Below are 26230 nucleotides of genomic sequence, written 5' to 3'. Positions count from 1 at the left end.
CCCGGTTTGTACAACACAACTTTTTTTGGGTTTGCATAGCATCAGCAGGCTGATGCTCTCATACGTTATTTTTCATTCCGCCCATTCCCAGCGATGACGATTTTGCTCCAGCCTGGGATGAAGATCACCTGATGGTCCGTCAATGATGAGACGCAGCTCCTTGATCCAATCCTTGAAGGAATCAAATGAAGCAAACAGATTTGCCATCTCTATCGTCAAATAAAGAAAATGAGGGGCTGGATATTCCGCAGTGATATGGCGCAGCGCGCTATCCACAGGCGTATATTTCTTTCTCTTGCCCTCAAGCCCCTCCACACGTATACGTGAAGTTGGATGTTCCCGCCGCCAATCATGCAGGCGGTCTTCTCTTTTGTAATATGCCTGTATCGTATCCTTGCTCATTCGTTTAAACGTGCTCTCGTGTAAAGGATACAGCACAAGCTGTATGAATGAACGGGTGTCCGCCGTTGCAGCGGCGCGTTCAAGTTGCTCATCGGTCACATGTTCAAACGAGTCATAAAAAGTCAGTGTGCCTTTGCGGCTGGCCGCAGGTGTTTCATAACCGTAAGGTACAGTTGTATATTTTCCAGACATTTCACCCCTCCTTGTCTATACGCACATTCGTACAAAGGTGATTGGGATAAACCCAGCTAATGTTATTATACGCTAACGATCCTGCTTCAACTCGGAATAAAATGTCATTCTGTTCTTGCCCGCACGTTTGGACTCATACAAAGCTTCGTCCGCCATCCGGATAATCTCACTTGGATTGTCGCTGTTGGTTGGATATTCAGCACCTCCAATGCTACATCCAATTCGAATTCGCTCATATTCGATAATAAACGGCTTGTTCAGACTTTGAATGATGGCTTCTGCATAAGCCATGGCTTCTTCCCTCGGATGACTTCCAACAGACTGAAGTACAATCAGGAATTCATCTCCGCCCAATCGGACCGTTATACCCTTCTCCTGACCAAGAGCAGACAGTCGCTGGGCCACTTTCTGTAGCAGCACATCTCCAGTCTGATGTCCAAGTGTATCGTTGACCCGTTTGAATCCATCGAGATCCAGATAGAGAAAAGTCAGCGTGTGATTTTCACTTTCAGTCTCCAGAGACTCCTCCAGATACACTTCTAGGGCAGTGCGATTCGGCAGACTAGTCAACTGATCAAAATGCGCCAGATTCTGCATCACGACCAGTTCCGAGTTTTTATTCATAAGAGAGGTCAGCATATCCCGAAGCGAACGGGACAACACTTCAATCTCCTTTATCCCCTTAATCGCAGGAATTTCAAGCTCTTCCCCTGCACGCAGTCGATTGGCTACTCTGGTAAGACGCACAAGTGGGGCAGAGATCAGACGTGAGACAAACCAGCCAATCAGTGCAAATAGCACGGTAACGGCAAGTCCCGCCCACACATTAAACCACATCAGGTCAAATACAGAAGCAAAAGCAGTCGACTTGACTTGACGAATGACTACGGTCCAGCCTAATCCGGGATAATCCTGATGACCCTGGCTGTAGGCAAATCCTGTCACATATTCCTTACCATCTGGCCACTCTTCAATGGACCAGCTGCTTTTGTTGCGCTGGGCCTCTTCGATGCCGGGCAATGCCAACGGTTTACCGATCCATTCCTTCGGCCCCAGCAGCACTGTACGTTCCTTTTTGCTTACGATAAAGAACTCAATGTCTTTTTCTTCCCTTTTCAATGGGGCAAGCACGGACTCTTCGACTTCCTTCGCCCATTCCCAACTTAAATGTGCAGCGAGCACACCCTGAATATGTCCCTTGCTATCCTTCAGCGGAAAACTGATATCGACAAATTGCAACGGCTCTTCCGTTGGATTCGGAAGCAGCTTGGCAAGAAGTACTGCATTATGCACATCTCCAATGAATTTACCCTTGATTCCCTCCTGATACACAGGTCGCTCTGATAAATTTTCCCCAAGCAAGATACCATCCGTGGCAGCTAACACTTTTCCCTTCGGGTCCATGAATCCAACCCATGAGAATGAGGGAAAGCTATCTTGTAACTGATCCAGCAGCATCTGAATCTCATCAGGTTGAAATCCATCTTCCAACGAAGCCATTCGGCCCAGCAGGTCCAGTTCACCCGCGCGAGCGGACATGAATCGATCCAGCTTGTCCGAAGCCTGTGAGGCCGTGCCTGTAAGCGAGTGACCAATCTCAGTCTCGACAGCAACAAATGACTTTTGGCTAAAAATAGACCCAATCGTCAGGGTAACCAGCAAGGATAACACAGCAAAGATGACTGTAAGCACAGTTCTAATTTTGAATGACATTACTTCCTCCATTACACGGTGAAACCATCTTGCTTTTCAACATAACTATGCTGTAAAGAGTACACGGAATGTCACCTAATCGTTTTCATATTTATCGGAACTTGTGTGTTTTTTTATTATACATGCCCATACAATATTATACTGAAATCTTCACCGTGTTTCTTCCATTCAAAGAATAGACACGATTCTGTATATACATACTTGGGTTATGAATATAGAGAGCAAGCATATCCTTCAAAGGATCATGCGCCTGTATGTCACAGAGAGAGTAATCGAAATACTAAACATTGGGGGTGTAATGTTGAGCCTGCTTCATGTTGCTGTTATTCTGCCTTTTGCCGCTGGCATTCTTCTTGCCATGCTGCATCGTTTCTTCCGTAAATTACATTTGGGATGGCCGGTTCTCCTTGTCCCGGCACTATTATTTGTATACTTTGCGAGTCTCATACCCGCTGTGTCACAGCGCAATACCGTAGCCGGAAATATCCCATGGATTCCTTCACTGGACATTGGATTTAACCTGTATCTGGACGGTCTGAGCCTCATGTTGACACTGCTAATCACCGGAATCGGTGTCCTCGTTGTTCTCTACTCCATCTTCTACATGGATATGAAAGAAGCGCTGAACCGTTTCTACCTGTATCTGTTGATGTTCATGGGAGCCATGTTGGGCGTGGTGCTGTCTGATAATATGATCGTGCTCTACGGATTCTGGGAATTGACCAGTATTGCGTCATTCCTGTTGATTGCATTTCATTACAAACGTAAAGCTTCCACTTCAGGAGCACAAAAATCTTTCCTGATTACGGTATTTGGCGGTTTCGCCATGCTTACCGGTTTCATGATGATGTATCTCATTACCGGCACATTCAGTATTCGTGCAACCATTACAGGATTGGGTCAGTTTCAGGAAAGCGCACTGTTTCTGCCTGCACTTGTCTTGATCCTGATTGGGGCTTTCACCAAGTCAGCTCAATTCCCGTTCCATATCTGGTTGCCGGATGCCATGGAAGCTCCTACACCTGTCAGTGCCTATCTGCATTCAGCCACAATGGTCAAGGCCGGACTGTATGTTGTGGCCCGGTTTACACCGATCTTTGGTGGACAGGGACTCTGGTTCTGGCTCGTAACCGGCGTTGGTCTTCTAACTTTGTGTTATGGATCATTCCTGGCGGTGAAAAAAAACGATCTCAAAGCGATTCTCGCCTATTCGACCATCTCTCAACTTGGTCTGATCATGTCCCTCTTAGGGGTTGGATCTGCTGCTCTCTACTTCGGATATGGCGAATCCTCTGCGATGTACACCGTGGCAATAACCGCTGCACTGCTTCACCTGTTTAATCACGCGACCTTCAAGGCCGCTCTGTTCATGGTCGTAGGCATTGTCGATCACGAAACGGGTACACGTGACATCCGAAAGCTTGGTGGACTTGCTTCATTCATGCCAATTACATTCACCGTAGCATTGATCGGATCACTTGCTATGTCAGGTATACCGCCGTTCAACGGATTCCTGAGCAAGGAGTTATTCTTCCAGGCGATGGTCGAAGTCACGCATCTGCGAATCTTTGGACTTGGGTCCTGGAGTGTTCTATTGCCAATATTGGCTTGGCTTGCAAGTGTGTTTACCCTGATCTATGCGCTTATTATCGTGTTCAAAACATTCCTCGGTCGTAGCCAAAGCGAGATCCCTGCCGAGAAGCTGCACGAAGCGCCCGCTGGTATGCTCATTCCGCCCGTTGTTCTAGGTGTTCTTGTCGTTGTATTCGGACTTTTCCCGAATCTGCTGGCCGGATCACTGATTGAACCGGCAATGGCTGCTGTGCTTCCATCGCTCTTAGATGGGAATGAGCGCTTCGATGTACATTTCTCCCTGTGGCATGGATGGACTCCGGAACTGATTATGACGATCGGAGTTGTGATTCTCGGAATCACTCTCTACAAGCTGTTGCCACGATGGAGGAATATTTATGAGCACTATCCACAAGGATTAACCATTAACAATATGTACCATGTTGTATTGGATAATCTCCAGCATTATGCACGCAAATGGACGGAAGCCTATATGAATGGCTCGGTCCGTAATTATCTGGTTTACATTTTTTCATTCACGGTCGCCTTGTTGGTCTATGCCTTCTTCCGTTCAGGAGAGAATATCACCTGGAATCTGCAGGGCAATGCACCTTTCTCATTTTATGAGGTCGTTCTGCTGGTCACGCTCATCGGTGCTGCGGTTTCAATTCCTTTTGCCAAAAACAGACTGTCGGCAGTCATTATGACGGGCGCGGTTGGTTACATCGTAACCCTGCTGTTTGTACTCTTCCGGGCGCCGGATCTGGCATTGACACAGATGATTGTTGAGACCGTATCCGTTGCATTGTTCCTGCTCTGCTTCTACCATCTGCCTGAATTGCAACGTGGCAAATCAAGCCGCAGTTATCTCACGGTAAATATGATCGTAGCGATTGCAGTCGGTGTTGTGATGACCTTTGTAGCTCTAGCTGCAAGCGGAACAGCATCACTGGACAGCATTTCTACCTTTTTCCTTCAGGAAGCGTATGAGTCTGCGGGTGGTAAAAATGTCGTGAACGTCTTATTGGTTGATTTCCGTGGCTTCGATACGTTATTGGAGATTATGGTGCTTGGCGTTGCTTCATTATCCATCTACTCCATGATTAATCTGAACCTCGAAGCAAAAGATCTGGGAGCTCGCTTGAAGTTCCGTAAGAAGGACGAAAGTCAGGATTCCGAACCTGCTCTGGATGATGAAGCGGACAATACGAAAAAGTATGGTAACCGGGAACGGAGCTCATCCTCCTGGGATACTGTACCCTTGCAGAGTAATGATGTATTGCTGCAAACGACCACCAAGGTCGTTGTGTTCATCATTCTGACATTTGCCATGCACCTGTTCTTTGCAGGACACCACAATCCGGGCGGAGGTTTTATCGGCGGCTTGGTAACAGCGGCAGCACTCGTATTGATTGCCCTGGCATTCAGTACGGATACGATACGCAAAGCGTTACCCGTTGACTTCCGTGTTCTAACAGGGATCGGATTGGGTATAGCGTTACTGACAGGTGCAGGTTCATTTATATTCGGAGTTCCATTCTTAAGCCAAACCTTCGGTTATTTCGAACTTCCTTTGCTGGGAGAAACAGAACTCGCCACGGCCATGCTGTTTGATCTTGGCGTGTATCTCGCTGTCCTGGGTGTCACCATGACCATCATTCTACAGATCGGGGAGGATCGCTGATATGGAAATATTGATGTGTGTAGCCGTTGGCATTCTGTTTGCGGTTGCCGTCTTTTTAATCTTGTCGCGGAGCCTGCTCCGAATCGTACTTGGCATGTCCATACTAACCCATGGTGTGCATCTACTCTTGATCACCATGTCACGTCTCAAAACAGGGGCCCCACCCCTGCTTGGGGAGATGGCTGAACGCTATGTCGATCCTCTTCCTCAGGCTTTGATACTAACTTCAATTGTAATTAATTTCGGACTCACTGCGTTCTTCTTTGTTCTCTCTTATCGATCTTATCTGAAGTTAAAAACAGACGATATGGAAGAAGTAAGGGGGCGCCCATATGAATAATCTAGTCGTTCTGCCGATTCTGTTGCCTTTAATTACAGGTGTTCTGTCTCTGCTATTTTTCCGGAAAACAAATATCCAGCGGATCATTAGTGTCATTGGACTGTTGTTTACAGCAGTGATCTCAACGATACTCATTACACGGGTAGCTCAGACTGGAGTTCTAACGCTTAATATGGGTGGATGGGCACCTCCTTATGGTATTGTGCTTGTTGCGGACATGGTATCGGCGCTACTTGTCGTCGCCGCTTCCATCATTGCACTGGCGTGTCTGCTGTATGCGTTCCGCAGTGTGAACAAGGAGCGGGAAGAACACCACTTCTATCCGTTCTTTCATTTTCTGATCGCAGGAGTTAACGGTTCATTCCTAACCGGAGATTTGTTCAACCTATTTGTTTGCTTTGAACTGATGCTCATCTCTTCCTATGCACTGATCGTATTGGGAAGTACGGAAAGACAGCTTCGTGAAACGATCAAATATGTCTTGATTAACATCGTTTCTTCAGCACTGTTTGTCGCTTCTATTGGCTTCCTCTACTCCATTACTGGCACACTGAACATGGCAGATTTATCCGTAAAAATTGCTGAAGTGGGACAGAGCGGGGTCATTACCTTAATTGCCGTTCTCTTCCTGATCGTATTTAGCATCAAGGCCGGACTGTTCCTGTTCTTCTGGCTGTCTGGCTCTTATGAGGCACCACCTGCTGTTGTCACTGCATTGTTCGCAGGATTGCTCACCAAGGTTGGCTTGTACGCCATTGTGCGAACATTCACACTGATCTTCTATCATGATCCTGATTTCTTCCATGCACTGATCGGATGGATGGCTGGTGCAACGATGGTCCTGGGTGTCATCGGTGCGATCTCCTACCGCGATGTGAACAAAATTCTCATCTACAACGTGGTCGCAGGTGTAGGTTTTGTCGCTTTTGGTATGGCTTCGGCCAGTCGTCCTGCGCTGGAAGGTCTGCTCTTCTACATGCTGCATGACATGTTGATCAAAACATTGCTCTTCCTTCTCGGAGGAGCCTTGATTGCGGTTGCCGGAACATCCAAACTGGACAACATGGGCGGGCTGATCCATCGCTATCCGCTGCTCGGCTGGATGTTCTTCATTAGTGCACTTGCCTTGGCAGGTTTGCCGCCATTCAGTGGTTTTCCGGGGAAGTTGCTTCTCTTTGAAGGTGGCTTGCAGGCAGGCTTGTATGGTCTGACCGGCATTGCGGTGCTCTCCAGCTTATTAATGTTATATTCGGTACTGCGCATCTTCATACAAGCTTTCTGGGGTGAACCGCCTGCCGGGGTTGTAAGACGCCCTTACGCGGTGAACGGCCTGCTGATTCCTGCCGGAATTCTGTTTGTATTCATCATCGTAATGGGTGTGGGGGCTGAAGGCATGTTCCAATTGACCTCCCGCGCAGGCGATATTCTACTGCATCCCAATATTTATATTGATGCCGTATTGAAGGAGTAGATGTCTATGGCCTTTCAGATTGTACTGAATCTTATCATTGCTTTTGTATGGATGTTTCTGAACAACGCCTGGAATGGTGTTGGTTTTCTCATAGGTTACCTGCTCGGACTGCTTCTCATCGGGGGGATGCGCAGATTCTTCCCCCAGCGCTTCTATATTGTTCGAGTCTGGGCCATCTTCAAACTGATTGCACTGCTGTTCAAGGAACTGGTGCGAGCCAGCATTGAGGTTATACGCCAGATTATCAAGCCCAAGCTCGACATAAGGCCCGGTATTTTTACGTATAAAACTCAATTGTCCTCGGATTGGGAGGTCACCCTGCTCTGTCTGCTTATTTCATTAACACCAGGTTCTCTGCCACTTGAGATCTCGGGTAATCAACGCAAACTGTTTATCCACGCGCTGGATATCAAGGATGAACAGAAAATGAGAGATAATATTCAAAACACATTCGAAAAAGCAATTATGGAGGTGACGCGTTAATGTTATCCTCACTGTTGTTCATCTCATTGCTCATTCTCTCCTTAGCCATACTAGGGTGCTTGTACAGGGTGCTTCGGGGACCATCCATGGCTGATCGGATTACAGCATTGGATACCATTGGTATCAATGTGATTGCTATCGTTGCCGTACTGTCGATGATGTTGCAAACCCAGGCCTATCTGGATATCATCTTGCTGATTGGCATCCTGGCTTTTCTAAGTACAGTGGCATTTGCACGTTATATTGAACGGGGGGCGGTATTCAAAAATGATGGAGATCGTTAAGGTAACCACTGAAACCGCTATAGGTTTACTCGTACTGCTCGGTGCACTACTCAGTGCACTCAGTGCATTCGGACTTATCCGTCTGCCTGATGTATATCTACGTGCCCATGCCGCAACCAAAAGTATGACACTTGGAGTGTTCTGTGTACTAAGCGCTACATTTTTCTACTTCTGGTACTTCGATAACTATATCAGTGCCCGTTTGTTGCTAGGTATTCTGTTTGTATTCATTACGGCTCCTGTCGCCGGACATCTGAACGGACGGGCCGCCTATCGCACAGATGTGCCACTCTGGGAGCAGAGCGTTCAAGATGAACTGGAACCCTTGTTAAAAGGTAAAAAGGTGAACCATGAAGCCAAGGACATGATGGAGTAATCCCCAGCCTGGGCATAACAAATACCCCCAAGGATCAGCCGCCCGTTTCGCGGCATGTTCCCGGGGGTATTTTTTTATTTTTCATACACGGATCAACACTGATTATGCAGACTGATTAAGTAGTAAAGTCAGAATCCATTCAGTCCCTGTCTTCTTAGATCCGCAGCCACAATACGTGCAAGCTCCGCAGCCCCTTGACGATTCGGATGCAGACTATCCCCTGTCATATACAGAGCAAGTGTTGCCGCAGGACCAATTGAAGTGAAATAGGCAGAACTTAACTTATTCAGTTCAACCAGGATGACTCCCTCTTCCTGAGCAAGTGCACGGGTTGATTGATTGTACCAGCGGTTCTCCGCTTGATGTACATTGGCTGTATTAAAGTCAGTTGCCCGGCCCTGAGGCGTGGAGAGGATAACTGTTGCTCCTTTGTTCTTCGCCTGGCGCACCATATCCCGCATGATCTCCTTGAACTGCGCCTCCGTTGTATTGTTCTTGGCATTGGTATCGTTAATTCCGAATTGCAGAATAAAATAGTCTCCCGGCTTGATATACTTCAGAATCGCTTCCATCTGACCATCATCGCGGAAACCTCTCGCAAATTGGCCACTTGACGCCATATTTCGAACCTGGAAGGTAGAATTGTTCACATAGGACGGAAACAGCTGTCCCCAACCTCCTTGTACACTGCTACCCAGCGGATAGTAATTGCAGACTGTTGAATCACCACCAATGTAGATCGTGCGGTTGGTAACGGTCTGATTGGACAACTTCCGGATTTCGAGTGCACTAAGTGTGAAGGCCGTACCTGTCTTTCCTTCCGTAACCAGCAGGTTTAATTGCCCGTCAGTCACCGGAATTTGAAACTGATCCGTTGCCCCGTTGCCCGTCATATTGATGATCTGGTAGACACCTTCTGCAGCCACGCTGGCTCTGGAAGTATTGCCCAGGACCACTTTAACTTCATATAGTCCATTGGACAGATTCACATTGAAGGTATTGGTGCTCTTGGTACCGTACGTCAGAAACTGCACAGCGTCACTCTTAACCCCGCTTCCTGAGGCAGACACATTCCTCATCTGTGCAGGTGTGTTGAAGCCATAACCTTTCGTAGGCGTATAGGCATCTCCTGCGGACACGCCTGTGTAACCGCTCTCAACGGCGCCCGAACCAAAATCAAATCTGTAATTATCCGTTGCCGCTTCGGCGACTTGCCCTTCATTGCTTCCCAGACCGATGCCCATTGTACTCGCAAACAGAACAAAACAGAGCAGAAGCTTTACCGATATTGACCATTTCATCACTGAATTCTCCTCTCGAATCAGAATTATATTAGTTGAACAAAAATTATTTACACAGACACTACGAAGACAGAATAACCTTCCAATCGCTGTTATCCCCAGATTTTTCGATTCCCTTTTCTCAAGGGAAAATCCGGTGATAGCGTATGCTTCCGATGTAGCTTTCTTTCAGAAAGCTTTTAGGCGAACGCTTCGCTTTTTTAGGTTTTTTCTATCTTCTCCGTTATCGTGTAAATGATTAGTTCAACTTATATAGATGGTAATAAGCCTCAGCTTCACAGAACTTGATCAAGCCAGTCATAAGCCTTAGCTCCGCTAATCTCATGTCCACCTGTAAAGAAATCCGCATCCAGTGATTCTGATGCTCCCGCCTGCTCATATATGTGTGTCAAACGGGCATACGCTTCTCTCGCTGCATGAATTGGAAACACCTGATCATCACTTCCGGCTTCAATAAAAAGTGGCCTAGGCACAATCAGGCCGATGAGATCCGGCAACTCCGCTTCACGCAGGATACCTGGTACATAGTTATCCAGACAATGGTTCCGATCCAGTATGCTGCCCTGGAATGTACTAGCATAGCCACTTACTACAGTTGCCCGGAACCGTTCATCCAACGCGGCTGTAAATGCAGTCACCAGCCCACCGCCCGAGATACCCATGCTTCCAATTCGCTCCGAATCTACTTCTGGCCGAGTCGATACATAATCCAGTACACGTGTTGTTTCATACACCCTATGACCGGCGAGGGTCTTCCCCACCATGAGCAGATGCGCAGCAATCTTCGTACAGGAACTTGCCCCTGGTGGCGCATCGCGGTCCTCTTCCAATCTTCGATCACCAAATCCGAGCAGCTCTGGAGCCGCAACCACATAACCACGCTTCACAAGCGCTACAGCAAAGTCCTTGTGTAATCCGGGCTCTCCTGTCCGTGGCGACCCATCCGGTTCCATACCCGATATCTCTCGGCTACCGTAGCCATGCCCATGACAAGCAACGATAGCAGGTCTCTTGTTTTCGGTAATGCTTCCATCACCCGGAATCAATAAATACACAGGCATGCGAAGTCCTGCATAGGTCGTAATTTCAATTCGCTCCCGAATATATCCATCACATGTAATGCGCTCCAGTAAGACAGGATTCAGTGCGGCCGCCATCGTGGGAAAACCGCCCAGCCGTTCTTTCACACGTGTACGTAACTGATTGCGCCATAACTCCAGGGGTTGATCTTCATGATACGCGGAACGACCACGAAGATTCGTTTGTTGTTGTAGATAGGCTTCAATATCAGACATGGGCCTGTGTCCCTCCTGTTTTTCGTAGGATAACGTAGATATAAGACTGTCATATGGAATTAATCCCATCCATTATAGAACATCTATGTCACCCATGAATTGAACATGTTTGCCTGTTTTGAATGGAATCACACGATTTCTAGCCAAAAAAAGGATATCTCCAACCTGAAGACAGGTTACGGAAATACCCTTCATTTTATCTGCCCTGGCAACCACCAGTTCCACCTGCCCATTAATTTCATCAATGCAGGTACCAGTATTAGCCGGATCAACGTAACGTCAATCAACACCGCTGCCGTGATTCCGATCCCTAACTGCCTCACACCTGCGACTTCAGCAAAAGCAAACGGCACAGTCACCGCAAGCAGAATGGCCGCTGCGGAGGTAACCAGACGGCCTGTAGAAGCCAATCCCTGTTGGACAGCCACATCACTGTCTCCGCTTCGTCTATACACTTCCTGAATACGGCTCAGCATAAACACACCATAATCCATGGATATGCCAAACACCAATCCTGCAATGAATACAGGAATCATAATGGCAATGGCCGACGGCTCCATACCCAGATGTCCTTCATTGAACACCCACACCAATATGCCAAATGAAGCAGCTAAGCTGAGCAGATTCATCAGAATTGCCTTGATTGGAATGAGCATCGATCGGAATGCCGCCAGTAACACAAGATAATTGGTGACCACTACAAATACCAGCACTTTGGGCAGTTGACTTGTAACTTCCTGCATTATTTCATACTGCTTGGCAGCCTCCCCACCATAACGTAGTTTTACGTTGTTGGAACCTGGTGCATGATCGTTATTCCTCATTCGTTCCAGCCAGTCTGCAACCTGTTCCGAACCAGGCTCCCCGTGCACGGTGGCTATCAATCGTATGGAATGATCAGAGACCGTTGAACGTAGCCATGCCGTCCTTGTTGACTGTTTGCCTTCTATGGAAGGAGTGAGCGACGACGGTGGGATCCGAAAAAGACTTTGCGAGCCAGTTTGATTCGGCTGTAATAGGCCCCATGGTGAAACAATGCTCAATACGCCTGAGTCCTGCAGTAGCTGACGGGCTTTGTTGTGGGCCATCTGCCAGTGAGAGGCAGTCAACCGCTCCTGCTGTCCGCCAATCAAGATCTCGATGGTGGAGGTATTCTTTTGACCATAATCATGCTGCAACAGCTCTGCTGCCTGTCGGGACTCCATTCTGGCTGGTAGTGAAGAGGCATCCGGGACGGACAGTTCCAGCCGGGTCACTGGATAGACACACAGGAGCAGCACAACCGTTCCTCCGATTGCCATGCTGACTGGTCGTTTCATGACCATTGCTGACCATCTGTGCCACACTGAACCTCTAGGTAACGAATGGACTGAATTTTGCCTGAAGACTCGATCCGCAGACAGTGACAGTAGTGCTGGCAGCAGCGTAACATTTAACAGTAGCGATAGGAGCAGAACAATGACAGCCCCCAAGGAGACACTCAGAAACATCGGCAGCCTGATCCAGAGTAGACCCAGCAGCCCAAGGAGTACGCAAGCTGCCGAGAACAACACTGCTCTGCCTGCTGTACGTAATGTTCGCTGAAGAATCTTGCTCTGCATATCCAGACTTCTTCCTAGAACATTAGCTGCACCTTCATCTTCATAGGCCCGCTGAACTTCTTCCCTGTACCTGCTCAGGATGATCAGGGCAAAATCTATACTGAGTGCCATGCCCACCATGGGAATGACGTTGATGATGAAGTTGGACAATTCCAGATGGTAACCAAGGAGTGACGTGACTCCCATAGCGGTAATCACAGCACTGATCCCCATCATGACAGCAATCAACGCGGCATATAGCCCCCTGAAAGCGAAGCACAAAACGATCAGGGCAATCGGCAGCCCCACCATCTCTGCCCGTTCCAGGTCACGAAAGCTCAGATGATTCACATCCTGCTGTACGACGGCCTTGCCGGTCAATTGGACCGTACCCGGACCGTCTGTAGCCAGCACGGCGCGCAACTGCTCAATGGGAGGACCCATCTGATGCGGGGGCACATCCATCTTCACAAGGGCATATGCCCTGTGATCTTGCAGCGTCAGCCTTTCGCTAGCATCCAGAGGGAACGTGATAGAGGTCACCGCAGGCAACACTTGAACCTGTGTCAGACGCTCCCTGATCCACTGACGGAACTCTAACGGCGAGGTATTTTCCTTTTTCTCAAAAACCAGAATAACCGGATTGGCAGGAGAAGCGAATTCATCCTCCAGAACAAGCTCAACCGCTTGCGCATCCCCGTGGACCCTTTTCAATCCGTGGTCCTGGACAACGTCAGGCAATCTCCACGCCCAGACCGCTGACATCCCGATGATAAATACCCAGCAGAGAATAATGAACCGCGGATATCGGCTGATGAAGGCAGCAAGTCTGCGATAACCCATACCTAAGCTCCTCTGCGATCAGATTAGTCATTCGATTATATTCATCGGTAAGGGTAAGATCATAAGCACATTCAACCACTTGCGGTGCATATCTCCTTCACTCGGGTTCATGAACTATTGGATACCATGATTCACAGGTGTTCTGTTCGCTATGGGGGCAGGGATGTATGTAAAAGGAAGTAACTCTGCTGTCAGTCCCGGGCCAAAAGCCAGCGCTATCCCAATGGATTGTTCTTCCTTCTGTCTGTAATCCTCACGGATGGCTTGAAGAACAAAAAGAATCGTCACGGACGACAGGTTGCCATAATCCCGCAGGATGTTTCGGCTGTAGGAGACCTGCTCATCTGTCAACTGATACAGCTTCTGAACGGCGTCCACGATGCCTCTGCCTCCCGGATGGATCGCCCATATTTCCGGTAAACTGCTACCCTCCAGCAACCGCTCTACCTCTGGACCGAGATGCAAACCAAGCAGCTTCGGAATCTGTGGTGACAGGTAGAGATCAAAGCCTGTATTGCCCACTTCCCAGATCATTTCTTCTGCACAATCCGGGAGCAGCGTTGAGTGCCCTCGGGCCAGTCGAAAACATTCATTGCGGTCTGTTCCAGACGCACCAATAACACAGGCAGAGGCGCCATCTCCGAAGAACGATGCAGCATACAGGTCGTCCCGTTTGGCAGATGGCTGAAAGTGAAGTGTACATAGTTCCACACACACGATGAGAACCGTAGCCTTCTGATCTGTCGTTACAATGGAATTCGCCAGTTGTATCGCCTTCAGACCGGCTGCACATCCTTGAAACACCAGTGGAATCCGGTTGATCTGCGGTGAAAGTTCAAGCTGCTGGATCAGCCGAACATCAAGTCCGGGCAGGAATTGCCCCGTGCAACTCACCGTAATGAGATGTGTAAGTTCCGTTGAGGATATGTCTGCATCCTGAAGGGCCTGTCCGGCCGCTTCCAGACCAAGTGGAACAGCAGCAGCTTTGTATTTTGCCATACGCTCGGCTGTAGTCGGGACCTCCTCCGCATTGGTAAAGGGTAAATATCGGCAAGAATCAACAGGCTCAAGCAGATTCGGTTCACATGTATACCGAGTTTCCACACCGCACTGATTAAAGATTCGTTTGGCCCATCTTCTCGCATCTGGCTCATGTTCCAGCGCTTGCGCGAGACGGGCAGATACATCCTTTTGCTCAATACGGTGGGCAGGCCACGCCGTTCCTATTCCCATAATACTTGCCCCTGTACTTTCCTCAAGCTGGTTCATCGGCTTAACCCCCTATATAGTCTTGTCTTTCGTAATCAAAAGTGGGCTTTTTAAACATCCTATATATCAAATAGGTTCATATAGAAATGTGCAGGATATAGTACAAGTCTATTCACTTCCTGTCCCGTTTATGTTCATATCACAACAAAAGGCGGACAACCTATGCGAGTTTCGCATGTGTTGTCCGCCTTTATCAACAGGGTTAAACCCTTTCACAAATTACATATAGGATCTTTCATAACTATTCAGGTCGAATTATGGTGAATCTCTCTCCGAGCTTGGCATAATCATTACCCGCCAGTCGGCTGACTGGTTTCAAATGATCCATCAGGATATAGCCCTTGTCCGGATTGTAGACTTGTTCGCTGAAATGATACTGCACTATGCGTACCAGCAACAGATCACTCATCGGTTTGCCATCATCGTTGGTAATGGGAATGTGCTGATACAACTCACACTCCATCCGGATAAGTGCTTCCTTTATTCCTGGCACGGTGACCTTTGTACTTGGCACTGTAGTCAGTTTCGTCCGTTCAAGCTCACTTTCATGGGGTTCAAGGATAGCTGCTGTCTCATTTACTTCTGCTATGATTGCTTCATCACATATATGCACGACCAGCTCTTTATGAGCAAGTACATTACGCGCAGTATCTTTCATAATGCCGTCTTTACGTGCAATGGATATGGATAACAGCGGTGGGTCCGAACTGACCACATTGAAGAAACTGAAAGGCGCTGCATTGATTACATCGTTCTCATCTGAACGTGTTGTCACAAAAGCAATTGGACGTGGCACCACCGAACCACTCATTAGTTTATAGTTGTCTCTTCCCGTTATTTCGCGTGGATCCAATGTATACATATGTAAATATCCCCTTCCCTGCTCGTGTAACAAGTGTCAATTTCACTTCAAGACACGATCACACACTCATATTTATTATATAACGTAAAATGCTGAATTAACAAAAAAAACTCCCTGGTGCCCATTGCACCAGGAAGTAGAAACATGCTTTTTCATATCGACTAATTCTTATTTAACAATGCTGTTCTGAATGTCTTCCATAATTTGAAGGTTCGCTTGAACTCCGCTGTACAACCAGCTGCTGGACCGGGTGAATTCAAACAAATTGCCATTTTTCACAGCCGGGATACTTTGCCACACTGGATCTTTCAGTGCTTCCGCTCCAGTACCTGCATCACTATTAACAAAGAACAAGTAGTCTACATCCATTTCCGCCAGCTTCTCCATAGAGATGGAAGACCAGTTACCTGTTGCATTGGCAGAGATTTCTTTTACAACTTCAGGCTCTAGAAGTCCAAGTTCTTTGTACATTACTTCTCCACTTGATACGTTGTCACTTACAATAAAGAACTTGCCGCTAACCAACCAAATGGCCGCTGCTGATTTTGTTCCACCTGTAACGTTGTTGATCTTTTCCTTGATTTCTGTAGCTTTAACTTCGTAATCATCCAGCGCTTTTTGCGCTTCATCACTCTTATTCAAAATCTCACCGATTTTAAGCAACGTTTTACGCCAGTCGCTATTGATCTCATCGCCAAGTACATAAGTAGGTGCAATTTTACTGTACTGTTCGTATTTTTCTCCTTCAACCACACTTTCAGAACCAACAATAATCAGATCCGGGTTAAAACTTGTTACCGCTTCAAAAGGCAGATCAAAAGCAATCGTTGGGATACCATTCAGATCTTTTTGCAGATATTCCTGGATTCCGTTGGCTACCGACCACTGTGCAACTGGCTTAACACCTAGTGTTACCAAATTGTCTTCCAGATAAGACGCGATGACACGCTCCGGATTAGCCGGGATGGTTACTTTGTGTCCCATTGCATCTGTCAATGTGCGTTCTGTCGGGGCTTCTGTTTGCGTCTCTGTCTCCGTTGCTGTATCGTTCTCTCCTGCTGCTCCGTTCTCTGCCGGCTTCGCTCCACACGCTGCCAACCAGATGGACATGACCATCACCGTAATCAGAAGTATGATCATCTTTCTATTTCTCTTAAACAATTTATTATCCCCTTTCAATATGGAAACGTAGTCCTCGTTATTGTGACAGATATCTACGTTCAAAAAAATGATACTATTATTGATACATATAATATCCGTATGTACATTTGACCATTTCCATTGACAATGATAATTGTTATCAGTCCAGTTGTCAATTCGATTTTGCTCTGCGCTATAAAGTTGAACTAAGAATTATTTACACTGACACTACGATGATAGAACAACCTTCCAATCGCTGTTATCCCCAGATTTTTTTCGATTCCCTTTTCTCTAAGGGAAAAACCGGGGATAGCGTATGCTTCCGATGCAGCTTTCTTTCAGAAAGCTTTTAGGCGACCGCTTCGCTTTTTCAGTTTTTTCTATTCTCTCCGTTTTGTGTAAATGATTAGTTCAACTATATAGATCATATAAAATCTTCTTGGCGGCACTCACATATAGGCGGATGCCGCCATATGCTGAATGCAGAATACGACGACAGGAAGGATGTTCTGTACATGTATTACGAATATAACCCTTATCTAAGTTATGGAGAAGACCGTTCCTTTCAATTGCCTCCACTGTTCCCAGGAGGTGGCGGTGGCGGCACACCGGGTGGTCCGACGTTTCCTGGTATACCTAGCGGTCAAGGCTCCTACCCTCCATACATTCCAGGTGGAGGACCCGGTCCATATATCCCTGGAGGCATTCCAGGTACAATCCCGGGTACAGCACCGGGCGTACCTGCGCAGCTGACTCAAGGCAATCTGCCCACCCTGCTTAGTGCCTATCCTCGTCCGGTAGGTCAGCCTCCGGCAGAAATGCTTTTTCTGTATAACCTGATCAAAAGCAGCCCGGGTCTGCTTCCGCTCTTCCTCCAGCAACAACCGCAAAGCCTCACTCAAGCGGTGCAATTTGCACAGACTGGTGCAGCGGCACCACGAGATAACGAAGAACGTGCGCTGCCCAACTTTTGCTACAACCGATGGTCCCTTGTCTTCACATACAATGATGTCTACCTGATGTGGCCTGCCATTAATCTGTTTGGTTTTGTGGTGGGGTACTTTTATCCATTCCTCACGCCAGGTATACTGTCCAATACACAGATTTTGTTTGCGCTCTGTTAAACCTGTCCTTACCTACAGCAAGAGCCCCACTTGGAAGCATGATTCCTTCCAAGTGAGGCTCTTGCTCGTTCTTTTATCCAGATGTATCTTTATACTATTATGATTCCATAAACGCATGGTGTGCAGAATCAGTACATTTAACTGAACACTTGATCGTTCTGGCGCTTCCTGCCTTTACTGACCATTAGGAAGTAAATCACCAAGGCACCGAGATCAGCACACGCAATAACGATTCCCATTGGCACAGCTGTGCCTTCTCCCCCGAGACCTACGAGGGGAGCGACAATACCTCCGAACAGGAACGTCATCACTCCAATAAGCGCAGACGCACTGCCTGCCGATTTCTCCTGATTGGCCATCGCCAAGGCAAAGGACGCGGTATTGACCAACCCAACACTGGATACCACCAGAAATAACGGAATCAGTACAGAGATTAGATTACCTCCAGCCAGAATCGCGATGAGCAGTGAAGTTCCTCCGAGCGCCGCAGTTAACAGTCCCGCGATTAACAGCCGGGTCTCAGATACCTTACCTGCAAGTCTGCCTGCAACCTGACTAGCCAGAATAATGCCAAGCCCGTTTATGGCAAAGCAAACACTAAACATTTGTGGGGATACCCCGTATATCTTCTGAAGCACAAACGGTGAACCGGATATGTAGGCAAACATGCCAGCCGCTACAAACCCCTGGGTCAACGCATAACCCATAAACTGACGATCCCCTGCGATTTGACGAAACGTAATCAGGGTCTGCTTCAATCCCCCGCTTGATCTACGATTGGAAGGTAATGTCTCTCCAAGACCGAAAATGACAGCCAACAGCGTCAGTATTCCGATGAGGCTAAGCAAAATAAATACGCCGCGCCACGACGTATACGTCAACAATTGTCCACCAATGATCGGTGCAGCAATCGGGGCTACGCCGTTTATCAGCATTAACAAAGAGAAGAACCGTGTCAGTTCCGGGCCCGAGTAAACGTCTCTGACGATTGCGCGCGAGATGACAATCCCTGCCGCTCCAGCTACACCTTGAATAAACCGCAGCACAACAAAAGAGCCCATCGTAGGGCTGACCAGGCAAAGTATGGAGGCGATAGTATAGAGCACAAGCCCTGCAATGAGCGGTGTTCGCCGACCACGTACATCACTTAGAGGTCCGGCAAGCAACTGTCCAACCGCAAGTCCAATCATACACGCCGTCAGACTGAGTTGAGCATACGAAGTAGATGAACCAAACTCATCAGCCAGCGTGGGCAATGCGGGTAAATACATATCCAGGGACAACGGCCCGAAGGCCGACAATGTCCCCAGAATTAAAGCCATCCGTACACGAGATGTGGAGTTTGTGTTCAATGAAGCTGTTGTACTTTTCATCAAATACTACTCCCCGCTACCCAGCAGCTTGAGCAGATTGGACGGCAGTGTGAACTGTTGATTGTTAATAATAATACGGCGCAGTTCTTCTTCATCCCGCTCGTTCTCGGCATCTTTGATCTCCTGAATTTCACGGTGAAGTCGTTCCATCTGTTGATCCAGTGCATTTGCGGAGTCTGCCGCACTTTTCAGTTCCTTGGTCAAATGCTCGGGAACATCCTTATTGTATTTATAAAAAATCTTATGCTCCAGACTTGCCCAGAAATCCATCGCGATTGTACGGATCTGGATCTCCACACATGCTCGTTCCTCACCATTGGACATGTACACAGGCACTTCCACCAGAAGGTGAAGGCTTTGGTAGCCGTTTGGCTTCGGATTCTCGATGTAGTCTTTGACCTCCAGTACACGCAGATCACTCTGGTTGCACAGCATATCCTTAATGCGATAGATATCCGAGATAAAGGAACATGTAATCCGTACCCCGGCGATATCCTTGATATTTTGCTTGATGCTCTCAAATGTTAACTCATGATTTTTGCGGAACATCTTGTTCATAATGCTCTCAGGTGATTTCAGTCTGGACTTTGTATGCTCAATTGGACTGTAATCATGCAAAGACTGGAATTCTTCCTTCAGGACTTCAATCTTGGTCTCCATTTGATCCAGAGCAAATTTATAGATCATCATAAATCTGGTAATTTCATATTTGAATTTCTTGAATTGATCAATTGGATGTGGAGCGTTCATCATAGCTTTCTCCCTTTCTTTCTGCACACTAAAATTAGTTTTATAAAAATGAGGACAGCGGTCAATGCATATGCCTCCTGAACCATTATAAATCATATGGAGCCAATAAACGAATTTCTCACATTCGGGCTGGCTATTCTGCCTGGAAGGTATGGGAACTTATTTTACGCGCATCCTATAGAAGCATCCCTGTCATTTGGCCTGTTATAACCGATGAAAGAGGTTGATTTTCCTGCTCTATCAAGTGACGTATTCATCCGATACACTTCGGGTTAAAGCTTATTTATACCTGCCACAAGGTTGTTCATTACCAGATATCACGACATATGAAACTTCTCATCCCGCCTCTGTCTCCTCTGCCTTTCCGGAATTCACTTCCATACATACATCTCTACATTTGCAACCACTTGCCAGCCATTACCCTGCTGCAAAAATGCATGATATCGCACACACACAGGAACAGTGGCCTGTGCTGATCTATTGTCGCGGCGGACTTGGCAGCTATGGCGGGGTAAATACTGTTTGGCTTGAGCAATTTGTACATAAAGGTTATATCGTGTTCGCCCCATCCTATCGTGGCAACGAAGGCGGTGAGGGGCGTGACGAGTATGGCGGAAGAGATGCCGAAGATGTGCATGCCGCTTATCGGTTGATGCAGCGTTTACCTTTTGTCGACCCAACTCGGATATCGTTAATGGGGTTCTCCCGTGGAGCCATTAATGCTGTACATACCGCAACTGCCTATAATGAGGGACCGGACAAAGTACATAAGTTAGTTCTTTGGAGCGGTGTCGCCGATGTGGAACGCACTTACCATGAGCGAACCGACCTGAGGCGCACATTGAAACGGGTGCTGGGTGGCTCACCACGCGCAGTGCCGGAAGCTTATCTCGCCCGTTCTCCCTTGTCGAAAGCGAACAAGTTATCTTGTCCCGTGCTAATCATGCATGGTACATCAGATACACAGGTGAATTATAGTCACGGAACCCGAATGTATCACTGGCTTAAGCGGGGAGGTGCGGATGTCACATTTCACGCTTATGGCGGGCAGGATCATCATTTTCACGAGAAAATACATGAGTCAGCAGTGAACAATATGTTTGATTGGCTCGCTGCACCTTAAATCTTGCACTATGAATTCATTTTGAAGAAGCATGGGTTATGGCTGTATACTAGAGGGGCTACGTTTTTTTGAAAGGACGGATAGGATGAATCAAAGCACCCTCCAAAAATACGCCATGTTGCTTCTCTGCATGTCTGCCGGAATGGTGGATCTGATCGGATATCTGGGACTGGGGCATGTGCTCACAGCCAATATGACGGGAAATATTGTTTTGTTGGGTATTGCCATTGCCCGTGCTCAGGAATTTGTTGTAATTCGGTCATTGCTTGCTCTCATTGGTTTTATTGCCGGCAATGCCATTGCAGCACATATGGTTGGACATGTGCAGACCAAAAATGGCTGGTCCTCCAAGGTCACAGCCGTATTTACTATTGAAAGCATATTGCTCCTGCTGTTCGCAATCGCCATGATTAGTCCATTTTCAGAACAACTGTCTTATCTGTTAATTGTCATCCTAGCCGTTGCAATGGGGATGCAAACAACTGCGGCACGCCGCATTGGAATTGCTGGCATCTCAACAACCGTGCTCACCAATAATTTGGCTGCTGTGGTTGAGGATACCGTAAGCATCCTCAAAAAGCTGCGACATGCCAATATCCGATCGTTAGCCAAAGCCTTGTCCACAGACTCCTACCTTCGTGCAGGTGCTGTTGTCATCTATTTGATCGGCGTCATTGCAGCCGCATTGTTATTCCACCGTGTGCCCATGATTGCAGTCTGGATTCCTGTCCTGATCATTGGCGGCGTAACCCTTTACGCCCGATTACATGCATGGGGAACATCACAACAAAGCGAAAGTTAATAGTTGAAGAAGCAACCCATTCATTTTTAAAAGGCTGTTCAAAAGTCCGCTTTAGGGTACTGAAAACTGGTCTTTTTAAACACATATTTTAAGTTATTTTAAGTACAATCACGCTATTTATTTCATCAAAGACGCCTCTTGGCGGATAAGCTTGACAAGATGCTGTGCAGCAGGTGATAATGCCTCCCCGGCTCGTGTACATACAGCAACCGTATTTCTCAGCTGTATACCTCGAACAAACACACGTGCCAGCCTGCCTTGCTGCACATCTTCGTTCACAACCAAAGAAGATATAAAGTTGGCCCCATAACCTGCCTTCACCGCACTGATCGTTTCGTTCAGCCCGTTGAACTGAAGCGCAATGCGGGGAGCGGCCATGTTATTTGTTGTGCAAAGGGAAACGAGTCTCTCACGTGTAGCACTGCCTTCTTCGCGCATGATGAACGGTTCTGCCATCATCTCATGCAGCTCGATTTCTTTTCCCGCGTACGGATGGTCAGGATGCACAACAAACCACATCTCATCGTCAAACAATTCATCCCATTGGACACCCGCATGCGTAATGCCACTTCCACCATACACTGCAATCTCTGCCTCATAACGAAGTAATTGGTCAAAAGCCATCCGGGTGTTGGTTGTGCTCACAACAATCTCCACATCCTCGTGCATTTGCTTAAACCGCGCAATCCAGCCCGGTAACAGAAAATTCGAAGGCAAGTAGGTTGCCGTAAGACGGATCAGTCCTTTCTTGCCCTCCCGAAAATCCTGCACAAAATTCTCGACATCCTGCTCCAGCATGAACAGACGTTCCGCATATCCTGTCAACTGTATCCCCGCATCCGTAAGCACCAGTCTTCTTCCCTCCGAAACAAAAAGCTGGATTCCTAATTCACGTTCAAATTTCTTCACCTGAGAAGATACCGCAGGCTGACTAATATTCAGTTCCTCTGCGGCACGAGTGACCCCGCCATATCTCACAATGGCATGAAATAATCGTAATCCATGCAGATTCATATGTTACACCTCTTCCCCGTCAAATACATAATCTAAAGTTATATTATCATACATAATATATATTTTATTTATATATCCACTCCATTTATAGTTGAAATATGAAATCCAATACAAGAAACAAGGAAGGAACATGTGAAGATGAAAAATATAAATACGACCGAACTACAGCATACCTGGACTCAAGTTGACGACTACATGAATGATCTGCTGGTACCATCAGATTCCCTGCTGGAACATACACTGCAAAGCAATGCCGAAGCTGGACTCCCTGCTCATGACGTAACACCAAATCAAGGAAAGCTGCTTCAGCTCCTGCTGCAAATCCAAGGTGCATCCCGTGTACTTGAAATCGGCACATTGGGTGGATACAGTACCATCTGGATGGCAAGAGCGCTGCCTGAACACGGACGCATCGTCTCACTGGAATCCGAATCACACCATGCAGACTTGGCCCGAGCCAATCTCACACGAGCAGGACTGATGCACAAGGTTGACCTGAGAGTTGGTCCTGCCCTAACCACCCTTCCCGATGTTCAGGAAGAATACAGGGAACCGTTTGATATGATCTTCATCGATGCTGACAAACCGAGTAATCCCGATTATCTGAGATGGGCCCTGCGACTGACTCGGCCGGGGAGTCTTATTATTGGTGATAATATCGTCAGGGACGGTGAAGTGATCCGCACAGACAGCACAGACCCTAGAGTTCAAGGCGTTCGATCATTCCTGCAGTTGATCGCGGATCACCCTCGGCTTGAAGCTACAGCACTGCAAACCGTCGGTAGCAAAGGTTACGATGGATTCGTCATTGCTCGTGTGATTGATGCCCCTGAACCAAAATAAACAGTGGTCAATTCTTCCGCAAATTCCCCTTTCCTGTTAAACTGGAATCACTGCACAGGCAGACTGGGGGGAACCACTTGAGAGTTTTACAACATATTAATGATGAAATTCGCGGCTGGTCCCGCAATATTCAACTGTTTTTCCTGGCTAGCATTCTGTATCAGATCGGAAATGGCATGTTCTCTGTCTTGTACAATCTGTACATTCAGGGTCTGGGCTATAATGATACAATGAACGGCCAGATTGTAAGTATTCAATCACTCGCAACAGCCATTATGTTTGTTCCTATCGGTCTATGCGGTGATCTGTTCAGCCGCAAGCGATTACTCATTACCGGGGCGTTATTCAGCGGAATCTTTCTAATCGGACGCTCCTTCGATTATTCAGCTACAGGACTGATTTGGTTCGCGGTATTTTCTGGCCTTTTCGCTGGGGTATTCCAAGTATTGGCCATTCCTTATCTGGCGGAAAACGTCAAAAAAAGCCAGCGGCTGAAGATGTTCAGTTATTATTCATCCCTTGTGCTCGCTTCCCAGGTTCTTGGTAGCCTGGGTGGCGGCGTATTTGCAGATTTGTTACATACGGCAGGACTCGCCAAAGTGACCGGATTGCAGACGGTTTTATTTGTCGGTGGTGCAGCAACACTGGCTGCGTTTATTCCACTGTTATTTGTAACCGAAGGCAAGGCTGCTCCGCAGACAACCATTCCGGCACAATCAGATCTTCAACCCAATACAAATCTAAAAGAAAGTTTGACGAATACCGCCAACACGAATGATTCGATCACCAAGAAAAAAGATTCCCGACTGATTGGTCAGTTTATAGTGACTCAGTTGTTAATTGGATTAGGTTCCGGACTGGTTGTACCGTATTTGAATCTGTATTTCACCAACCGGTTCTCGGTTTCTCTGAGCGGCATGAGCTTACTGATTGCACTTGGTCAGATTATGACGATTGTATCCATGCTGATTGGTCCTACCCTGGCAGCAAAGGTCGGAAGCGTAAGAGCCGTTGTCATTTTCCAGGTCATGTCGCTGCCCTTCCTTCTATTAACAGGCTTCACTAATCTGTTGTTCATCGCTTCGCTCAGTTTCTTGTTCAGACAAGCATTGATGAACGCAGCCAATCCCATTCATTCAGCCATACTGGTGGATCGGATCTCGGACAAACGCCGCGGCATTGCCAATTCACTGATGCAGACCTCGTTCATGATTGGTTGGGCGACCATGGGACCTGTTCAATCCTATCTGGTCACCACATATGGAACGTACTGGGGTTACGCGATCACTTTCAGCATCACAGGCTGTCTATACGTTATTTCATCACTGATGTACTTTGTAATGTTCAGAGAACCCAAACCTTCCGCTACGGCTCTTGCAGGATCTTAATGAGTTGAACAGTAGCAGCCTGGTTATTCCGCAGATAACGCAACGTATCCCATCATCAGGAGTGATCACGCATGAACATGAATCCTTCATTAAACCTGAATGCATACCTGAATCTCTTGACGTAGCAACGTGGGGTGCCCTTTTCCCCAAGATTCTTCTCTATGCTCCGCTCTGTGTAACGGGTACATGGGTTAGACGCAAACTCCGATTTCCGACGGCCTTTATGCTGGGTCCCATGATTGTCATGTGTGTTGTTCAATTAAGTACAGCAATGCACACGCCCAATCTGCCAACCTCCCTTTTAAACGTGATGAGTATGATCATATTCAGTCTGATCCCATGCCAAAGAGAGTATCCATTTGATGTCACATCCTGCGGATACTCTCTTTTATTTGTACACACTCATCTTCAGCATTTGGCCTCATTCAATTTTAAGCATACTTATGAATAAATTCGGTTGTACATCCAGCCTACAATGCCCACCGTAACCACTGTTGCCCCAATAATAAATGCATAATAGCCAATCTTACTTTTGGACTCCGAAGTCTGATGGTCATAATAATCCGAGTTACGTCGATAAAATCCCATCCATAACTCTCCGATCATATTCACAACAACCAATACAAAACGTTTAACAAGCCCCATTGTATTCGCGTCTCCTCTCTCTGATCAACCTTCTTCCATATTAAGTATAATTATCCCAATTCATAAAAACAACCTACTCATATTACCTTCGGTGCAGTTTCTTGCTCCAACCAGGTTAGAATATCAAATGCTTCCTGATTGGTGCTACCACACATCTCTTCCTCAGCTTGCAATCCACTGCATACCGCAGGACGATCCTTTTGGCCAAAAATTCCGCAGCGATTATCATCCGTAAGCTGCACACAACGTACACCTGCTGGCTTGCCATGAGCCATGCCCGGTATCGGTGATGATATGGAAATCGCGATACAACATGCGGCACAGCCTGTCCTGCATTCCATACATATTCCCTCCTAATTTT

Annotated in this window: 25 protein-coding genes; 12 read left to right on the top strand and 13 right to left on the bottom strand. The window is 47.2% G+C overall.

Annotated features, from left to right (window positions below):
* Positions 1 to 72: 72 nt before the first annotated feature.
* Positions 73 to 594 (bottom strand): hypothetical protein, encoded by a 522-nt coding sequence (locus J2X75_RS05250; RefSeq protein WP_310334742.1) that lies wholly within the window; start codon positions 592 to 594, stop codon positions 73 to 75.
* Positions 595 to 666: 72 nt separating this feature from the next.
* Entirely contained in the window at positions 667 to 2307 is a 1641-nt protein-coding gene (locus J2X75_RS05245) for a sensor domain-containing diguanylate cyclase (protein ID WP_310334740.1), read from the bottom strand.
* A gap of 301 nt (positions 2308 to 2608) precedes the next feature.
* On the opposite strand from J2X75_RS05245, the gene J2X75_RS05240 reads away from it, so the two are divergent.
* Genes J2X75_RS05240 through mnhG form a run of 6 tightly spaced genes read left to right on the top strand, consistent with a single transcriptional unit; the run spans position 2609 to position 8517 of the window.
* A complete protein-coding gene (locus J2X75_RS05240; RefSeq protein ID WP_310336658.1) occupies positions 2609 to 5563 on the top strand; it encodes a Na+/H+ antiporter subunit A in 2955 nt (984 codons plus the stop codon).
* A gap of 1 nt (position 5564) precedes the next feature.
* Entirely contained in the window at positions 5565 to 5903 is a 339-nt protein-coding gene (locus J2X75_RS05235; protein WP_036670645.1) for a Na(+)/H(+) antiporter subunit C, read from the top strand.
* The gene (locus J2X75_RS05230; protein ID WP_310334737.1) at positions 5896 to 7374 is read left to right on the top strand and encodes a Na+/H+ antiporter subunit D; all 1479 of its coding nucleotides are present in this window, start codon (positions 5896 to 5898) and stop codon (positions 7372 to 7374) included. Before J2X75_RS05235 ends, J2X75_RS05230 begins: the two co-directional genes overlap by 8 nt.
* Positions 7375 to 7380: 6 nt before the next feature.
* The gene (locus J2X75_RS05225; protein ID WP_105598383.1) at positions 7381 to 7857 is read left to right on the top strand and encodes a Na+/H+ antiporter subunit E; all 477 of its coding nucleotides are present in this window, start codon (positions 7381 to 7383) and stop codon (positions 7855 to 7857) included.
* Positions 7857 to 8141, top strand: a complete 285-nt coding sequence (locus J2X75_RS05220; protein ID WP_017688855.1) for a Na(+)/H(+) antiporter subunit F1 — start codon at positions 7857 to 7859, stop codon at positions 8139 to 8141. Before J2X75_RS05225 ends, J2X75_RS05220 begins: the two co-directional genes overlap by 1 nt.
* Entirely contained in the window at positions 8125 to 8517 is a 393-nt protein-coding gene (gene mnhG / locus J2X75_RS05215) for a monovalent cation/H(+) antiporter subunit G (protein WP_074094788.1), read from the top strand. Before J2X75_RS05220 ends, mnhG begins: the two co-directional genes overlap by 17 nt.
* Positions 8518 to 8645: 128 nt before the next feature.
* On the opposite strand, the gene J2X75_RS05210 is transcribed toward mnhG, so the two are convergent.
* From J2X75_RS05210 to J2X75_RS05185, 6 genes are all read right to left on the bottom strand, one after another.
* Positions 8646 to 9761 (bottom strand): rhamnogalacturonan acetylesterase, encoded by a 1116-nt coding sequence (locus J2X75_RS05210; protein ID WP_310336656.1) that lies wholly within the window; start codon positions 9759 to 9761, stop codon positions 8646 to 8648.
* Positions 9762 to 10093: 332 nt separating this feature from the next.
* Positions 10094 to 11113, bottom strand: a complete 1020-nt coding sequence (locus J2X75_RS05205; protein WP_310334733.1) for a dienelactone hydrolase family protein — start codon at positions 11111 to 11113, stop codon at positions 10094 to 10096.
* Between the two features lie 191 nt (positions 11114 to 11304).
* Positions 11305 to 13536: an MMPL family transporter gene (locus J2X75_RS05200; RefSeq protein WP_310334732.1), complete on the bottom strand. Its 2232-nt coding sequence runs from the start codon at positions 13534 to 13536 to the stop codon at positions 11305 to 11307.
* A 114-nt stretch (positions 13537 to 13650) separates the two neighbouring features.
* The gene (locus J2X75_RS05195) at positions 13651 to 14805 is read right to left on the bottom strand and encodes a type III polyketide synthase (protein ID WP_310334730.1); all 1155 of its coding nucleotides are present in this window, start codon (positions 14803 to 14805) and stop codon (positions 13651 to 13653) included.
* 241 nt (positions 14806 to 15046) lie between these two features.
* Positions 15047 to 15667 (bottom strand): flavin reductase family protein, encoded by a 621-nt coding sequence (locus tag J2X75_RS05190; RefSeq protein ID WP_307537237.1) that lies wholly within the window; start codon positions 15665 to 15667, stop codon positions 15047 to 15049.
* Between the two features lie 168 nt (positions 15668 to 15835).
* Positions 15836 to 16807, bottom strand: a complete 972-nt coding sequence (locus J2X75_RS05185; RefSeq protein WP_310334728.1) for an iron-hydroxamate ABC transporter substrate-binding protein — start codon at positions 16805 to 16807, stop codon at positions 15836 to 15838.
* A 473-nt stretch (positions 16808 to 17280) separates the two neighbouring features.
* Between J2X75_RS05185 and J2X75_RS05180 the strand changes: the two genes are divergently transcribed.
* Positions 17281 to 17931, top strand: coding sequence for a hypothetical protein (locus tag J2X75_RS05180; RefSeq protein ID WP_310334726.1), 651 nt, complete (start codon positions 17281 to 17283; stop codon positions 17929 to 17931).
* A gap of 137 nt (positions 17932 to 18068) precedes the next feature.
* Here J2X75_RS05180 and J2X75_RS05175 read toward each other — a convergent pair whose 3' ends face one another.
* Together J2X75_RS05175 and J2X75_RS05170 are read right to left on the bottom strand one after the other, a co-directional pair.
* Positions 18069 to 19304, bottom strand: coding sequence for a multidrug effflux MFS transporter (locus tag J2X75_RS05175; protein ID WP_310334725.1), 1236 nt, complete (start codon positions 19302 to 19304; stop codon positions 18069 to 18071).
* Between the two features lie 6 nt (positions 19305 to 19310).
* Positions 19311 to 20054, bottom strand: coding sequence for a GTP pyrophosphokinase (locus J2X75_RS05170; RefSeq protein WP_124114270.1), 744 nt, complete (start codon positions 20052 to 20054; stop codon positions 19311 to 19313).
* Positions 20055 to 20277: 223 nt separating this feature from the next.
* On the opposite strand from J2X75_RS05170, the gene J2X75_RS05165 reads away from it, so the two are divergent.
* A complete protein-coding gene (locus J2X75_RS05165; RefSeq protein ID WP_310334724.1) occupies positions 20278 to 21177 on the top strand; it encodes an alpha/beta hydrolase family protein in 900 nt (299 codons plus the stop codon).
* Positions 21178 to 21262: 85 nt separating this feature from the next.
* Positions 21263 to 21979, top strand: a complete 717-nt coding sequence (locus tag J2X75_RS05160; protein ID WP_310334723.1) for a YoaK family protein — start codon at positions 21263 to 21265, stop codon at positions 21977 to 21979.
* Positions 21980 to 22096: 117 nt separating this feature from the next.
* Here the strand turns inward: J2X75_RS05160 and J2X75_RS05155 are convergent, their stop codons facing one another.
* Positions 22097 to 22993: a LysR family transcriptional regulator gene (locus J2X75_RS05155; protein ID WP_310334722.1), complete on the bottom strand. Its 897-nt coding sequence runs from the start codon at positions 22991 to 22993 to the stop codon at positions 22097 to 22099.
* 138 nt (positions 22994 to 23131) lie between these two features.
* Between J2X75_RS05155 and J2X75_RS05150 the strand changes: the two genes are divergently transcribed.
* From J2X75_RS05150 to J2X75_RS30295, 3 genes are all read left to right on the top strand, one after another.
* Positions 23132 to 23836, top strand: coding sequence for an O-methyltransferase (locus J2X75_RS05150; protein ID WP_310334720.1), 705 nt, complete (start codon positions 23132 to 23134; stop codon positions 23834 to 23836).
* Between the two features lie 77 nt (positions 23837 to 23913).
* On the top strand, positions 23914 to 25224 hold the full coding sequence (locus J2X75_RS05145; protein ID WP_310334718.1) for an MFS transporter: 1311 nt from the start codon (positions 23914 to 23916) through the stop codon (positions 25222 to 25224).
* A 61-nt stretch (positions 25225 to 25285) separates the two neighbouring features.
* A complete protein-coding gene (locus tag J2X75_RS30295; protein ID WP_397383489.1) occupies positions 25286 to 25675 on the top strand; it encodes an AbrB family transcriptional regulator in 390 nt (129 codons plus the stop codon).
* Here J2X75_RS30295 and J2X75_RS05140 read toward each other — a convergent pair.
* Together J2X75_RS05140 and J2X75_RS05135 are read right to left on the bottom strand one after the other, a co-directional pair.
* Positions 25666 to 25869, bottom strand: a complete 204-nt coding sequence (locus tag J2X75_RS05140; RefSeq protein WP_017688872.1) for a hypothetical protein — start codon at positions 25867 to 25869, stop codon at positions 25666 to 25668. The genes J2X75_RS30295 and J2X75_RS05140 overlap by 10 nt on opposite strands.
* 77 nt (positions 25870 to 25946) lie before the next feature.
* Positions 25947 to 26210, bottom strand: a complete 264-nt coding sequence (locus tag J2X75_RS05135) for a YkgJ family cysteine cluster protein (protein ID WP_310334713.1) — start codon at positions 26208 to 26210, stop codon at positions 25947 to 25949.
* Between the last annotated feature and the right edge of the window lie 20 nt (positions 26211 to 26230).

This window comes from Paenibacillus sp. 2003 (genome assembly GCF_031455635.1).
Lineage (GTDB): Bacteria > Bacillota > Bacilli > Paenibacillales > Paenibacillaceae > Paenibacillus > Paenibacillus amylolyticus_B.
This window is presented reverse-complemented; position numbering and strand designations above follow the sequence as displayed.

Coding starts and splice junctions, on each gene's coding strand:
- J2X75_RS05195 (WP_310334730.1), bottom strand. CDS start 14,805: ATGAACCAGCTTGAGGAAAGTACAGGGGCAAGTATTATGGGAATAGGA.
- J2X75_RS05220 (WP_017688855.1), top strand. CDS start 7,857: ATGTTATCCTCACTGTTGTTCATCTCATTGCTCATTCTCTCCTTAGCC.
- J2X75_RS05175 (WP_310334725.1), bottom strand. CDS start 19,304: ATGAAAAGTACAACAGCTTCATTGAACACAAACTCCACATCTCGTGTA.
- J2X75_RS05190 (WP_307537237.1), bottom strand. CDS start 15,667: ATGTATACATTGGATCCACGCGAAATAACGGGAAGAGACAACTATAAA.
- J2X75_RS05245 (WP_310334740.1), bottom strand. CDS start 2,307: ATGTCATTCAAAATTAGAACTGTGCTTACAGTCATCTTTGCTGTGTTA.
- J2X75_RS05150 (WP_310334720.1), top strand. CDS start 23,132: ATGAAAAATATAAATACGACCGAACTACAGCATACCTGGACTCAAGTT.
- J2X75_RS05180 (WP_310334726.1), top strand. CDS start 17,281: ATGCTGAATGCAGAATACGACGACAGGAAGGATGTTCTGTACATGTAT.
- J2X75_RS05200 (WP_310334732.1), bottom strand. CDS start 13,536: ATGGGTTATCGCAGACTTGCTGCCTTCATCAGCCGATATCCGCGGTTC.
- J2X75_RS05205 (WP_310334733.1), bottom strand. CDS start 11,113: ATGTCTGATATTGAAGCCTATCTACAACAACAAACGAATCTTCGTGGT.
- J2X75_RS05135 (WP_310334713.1), bottom strand. CDS start 26,210: ATGGAATGCAGGACAGGCTGTGCCGCATGTTGTATCGCGATTTCCATA.
- J2X75_RS05225 (WP_105598383.1), top strand. CDS start 7,381: ATGGCCTTTCAGATTGTACTGAATCTTATCATTGCTTTTGTATGGATG.
- mnhG (WP_074094788.1), top strand. CDS start 8,125: ATGATGGAGATCGTTAAGGTAACCACTGAAACCGCTATAGGTTTACTC.
- J2X75_RS05140 (WP_017688872.1), bottom strand. CDS start 25,869: ATGGGGCTTGTTAAACGTTTTGTATTGGTTGTTGTGAATATGATCGGA.
- J2X75_RS05155 (WP_310334722.1), bottom strand. CDS start 22,993: ATGAATCTGCATGGATTACGATTATTTCATGCCATTGTGAGATATGGC.
- J2X75_RS05250 (WP_310334742.1), bottom strand. CDS start 594: ATGTCTGGAAAATATACAACTGTACCTTACGGTTATGAAACACCTGCG.
- J2X75_RS05210 (WP_310336656.1), bottom strand. CDS start 9,761: ATGGGCATCGGTCTGGGAAGCAATGAAGGGCAAGTCGCCGAAGCGGCA.
- J2X75_RS05230 (WP_310334737.1), top strand. CDS start 5,896: ATGAATAATCTAGTCGTTCTGCCGATTCTGTTGCCTTTAATTACAGGT.
- J2X75_RS05235 (WP_036670645.1), top strand. CDS start 5,565: ATGGAAATATTGATGTGTGTAGCCGTTGGCATTCTGTTTGCGGTTGCC.
- J2X75_RS05170 (WP_124114270.1), bottom strand. CDS start 20,054: ATGAACGCTCCACATCCAATTGATCAATTCAAGAAATTCAAATATGAA.
- J2X75_RS05160 (WP_310334723.1), top strand. CDS start 21,263: ATGAATCAAAGCACCCTCCAAAAATACGCCATGTTGCTTCTCTGCATG.
- J2X75_RS05185 (WP_310334728.1), bottom strand. CDS start 16,807: ATGATCATACTTCTGATTACGGTGATGGTCATGTCCATCTGGTTGGCA.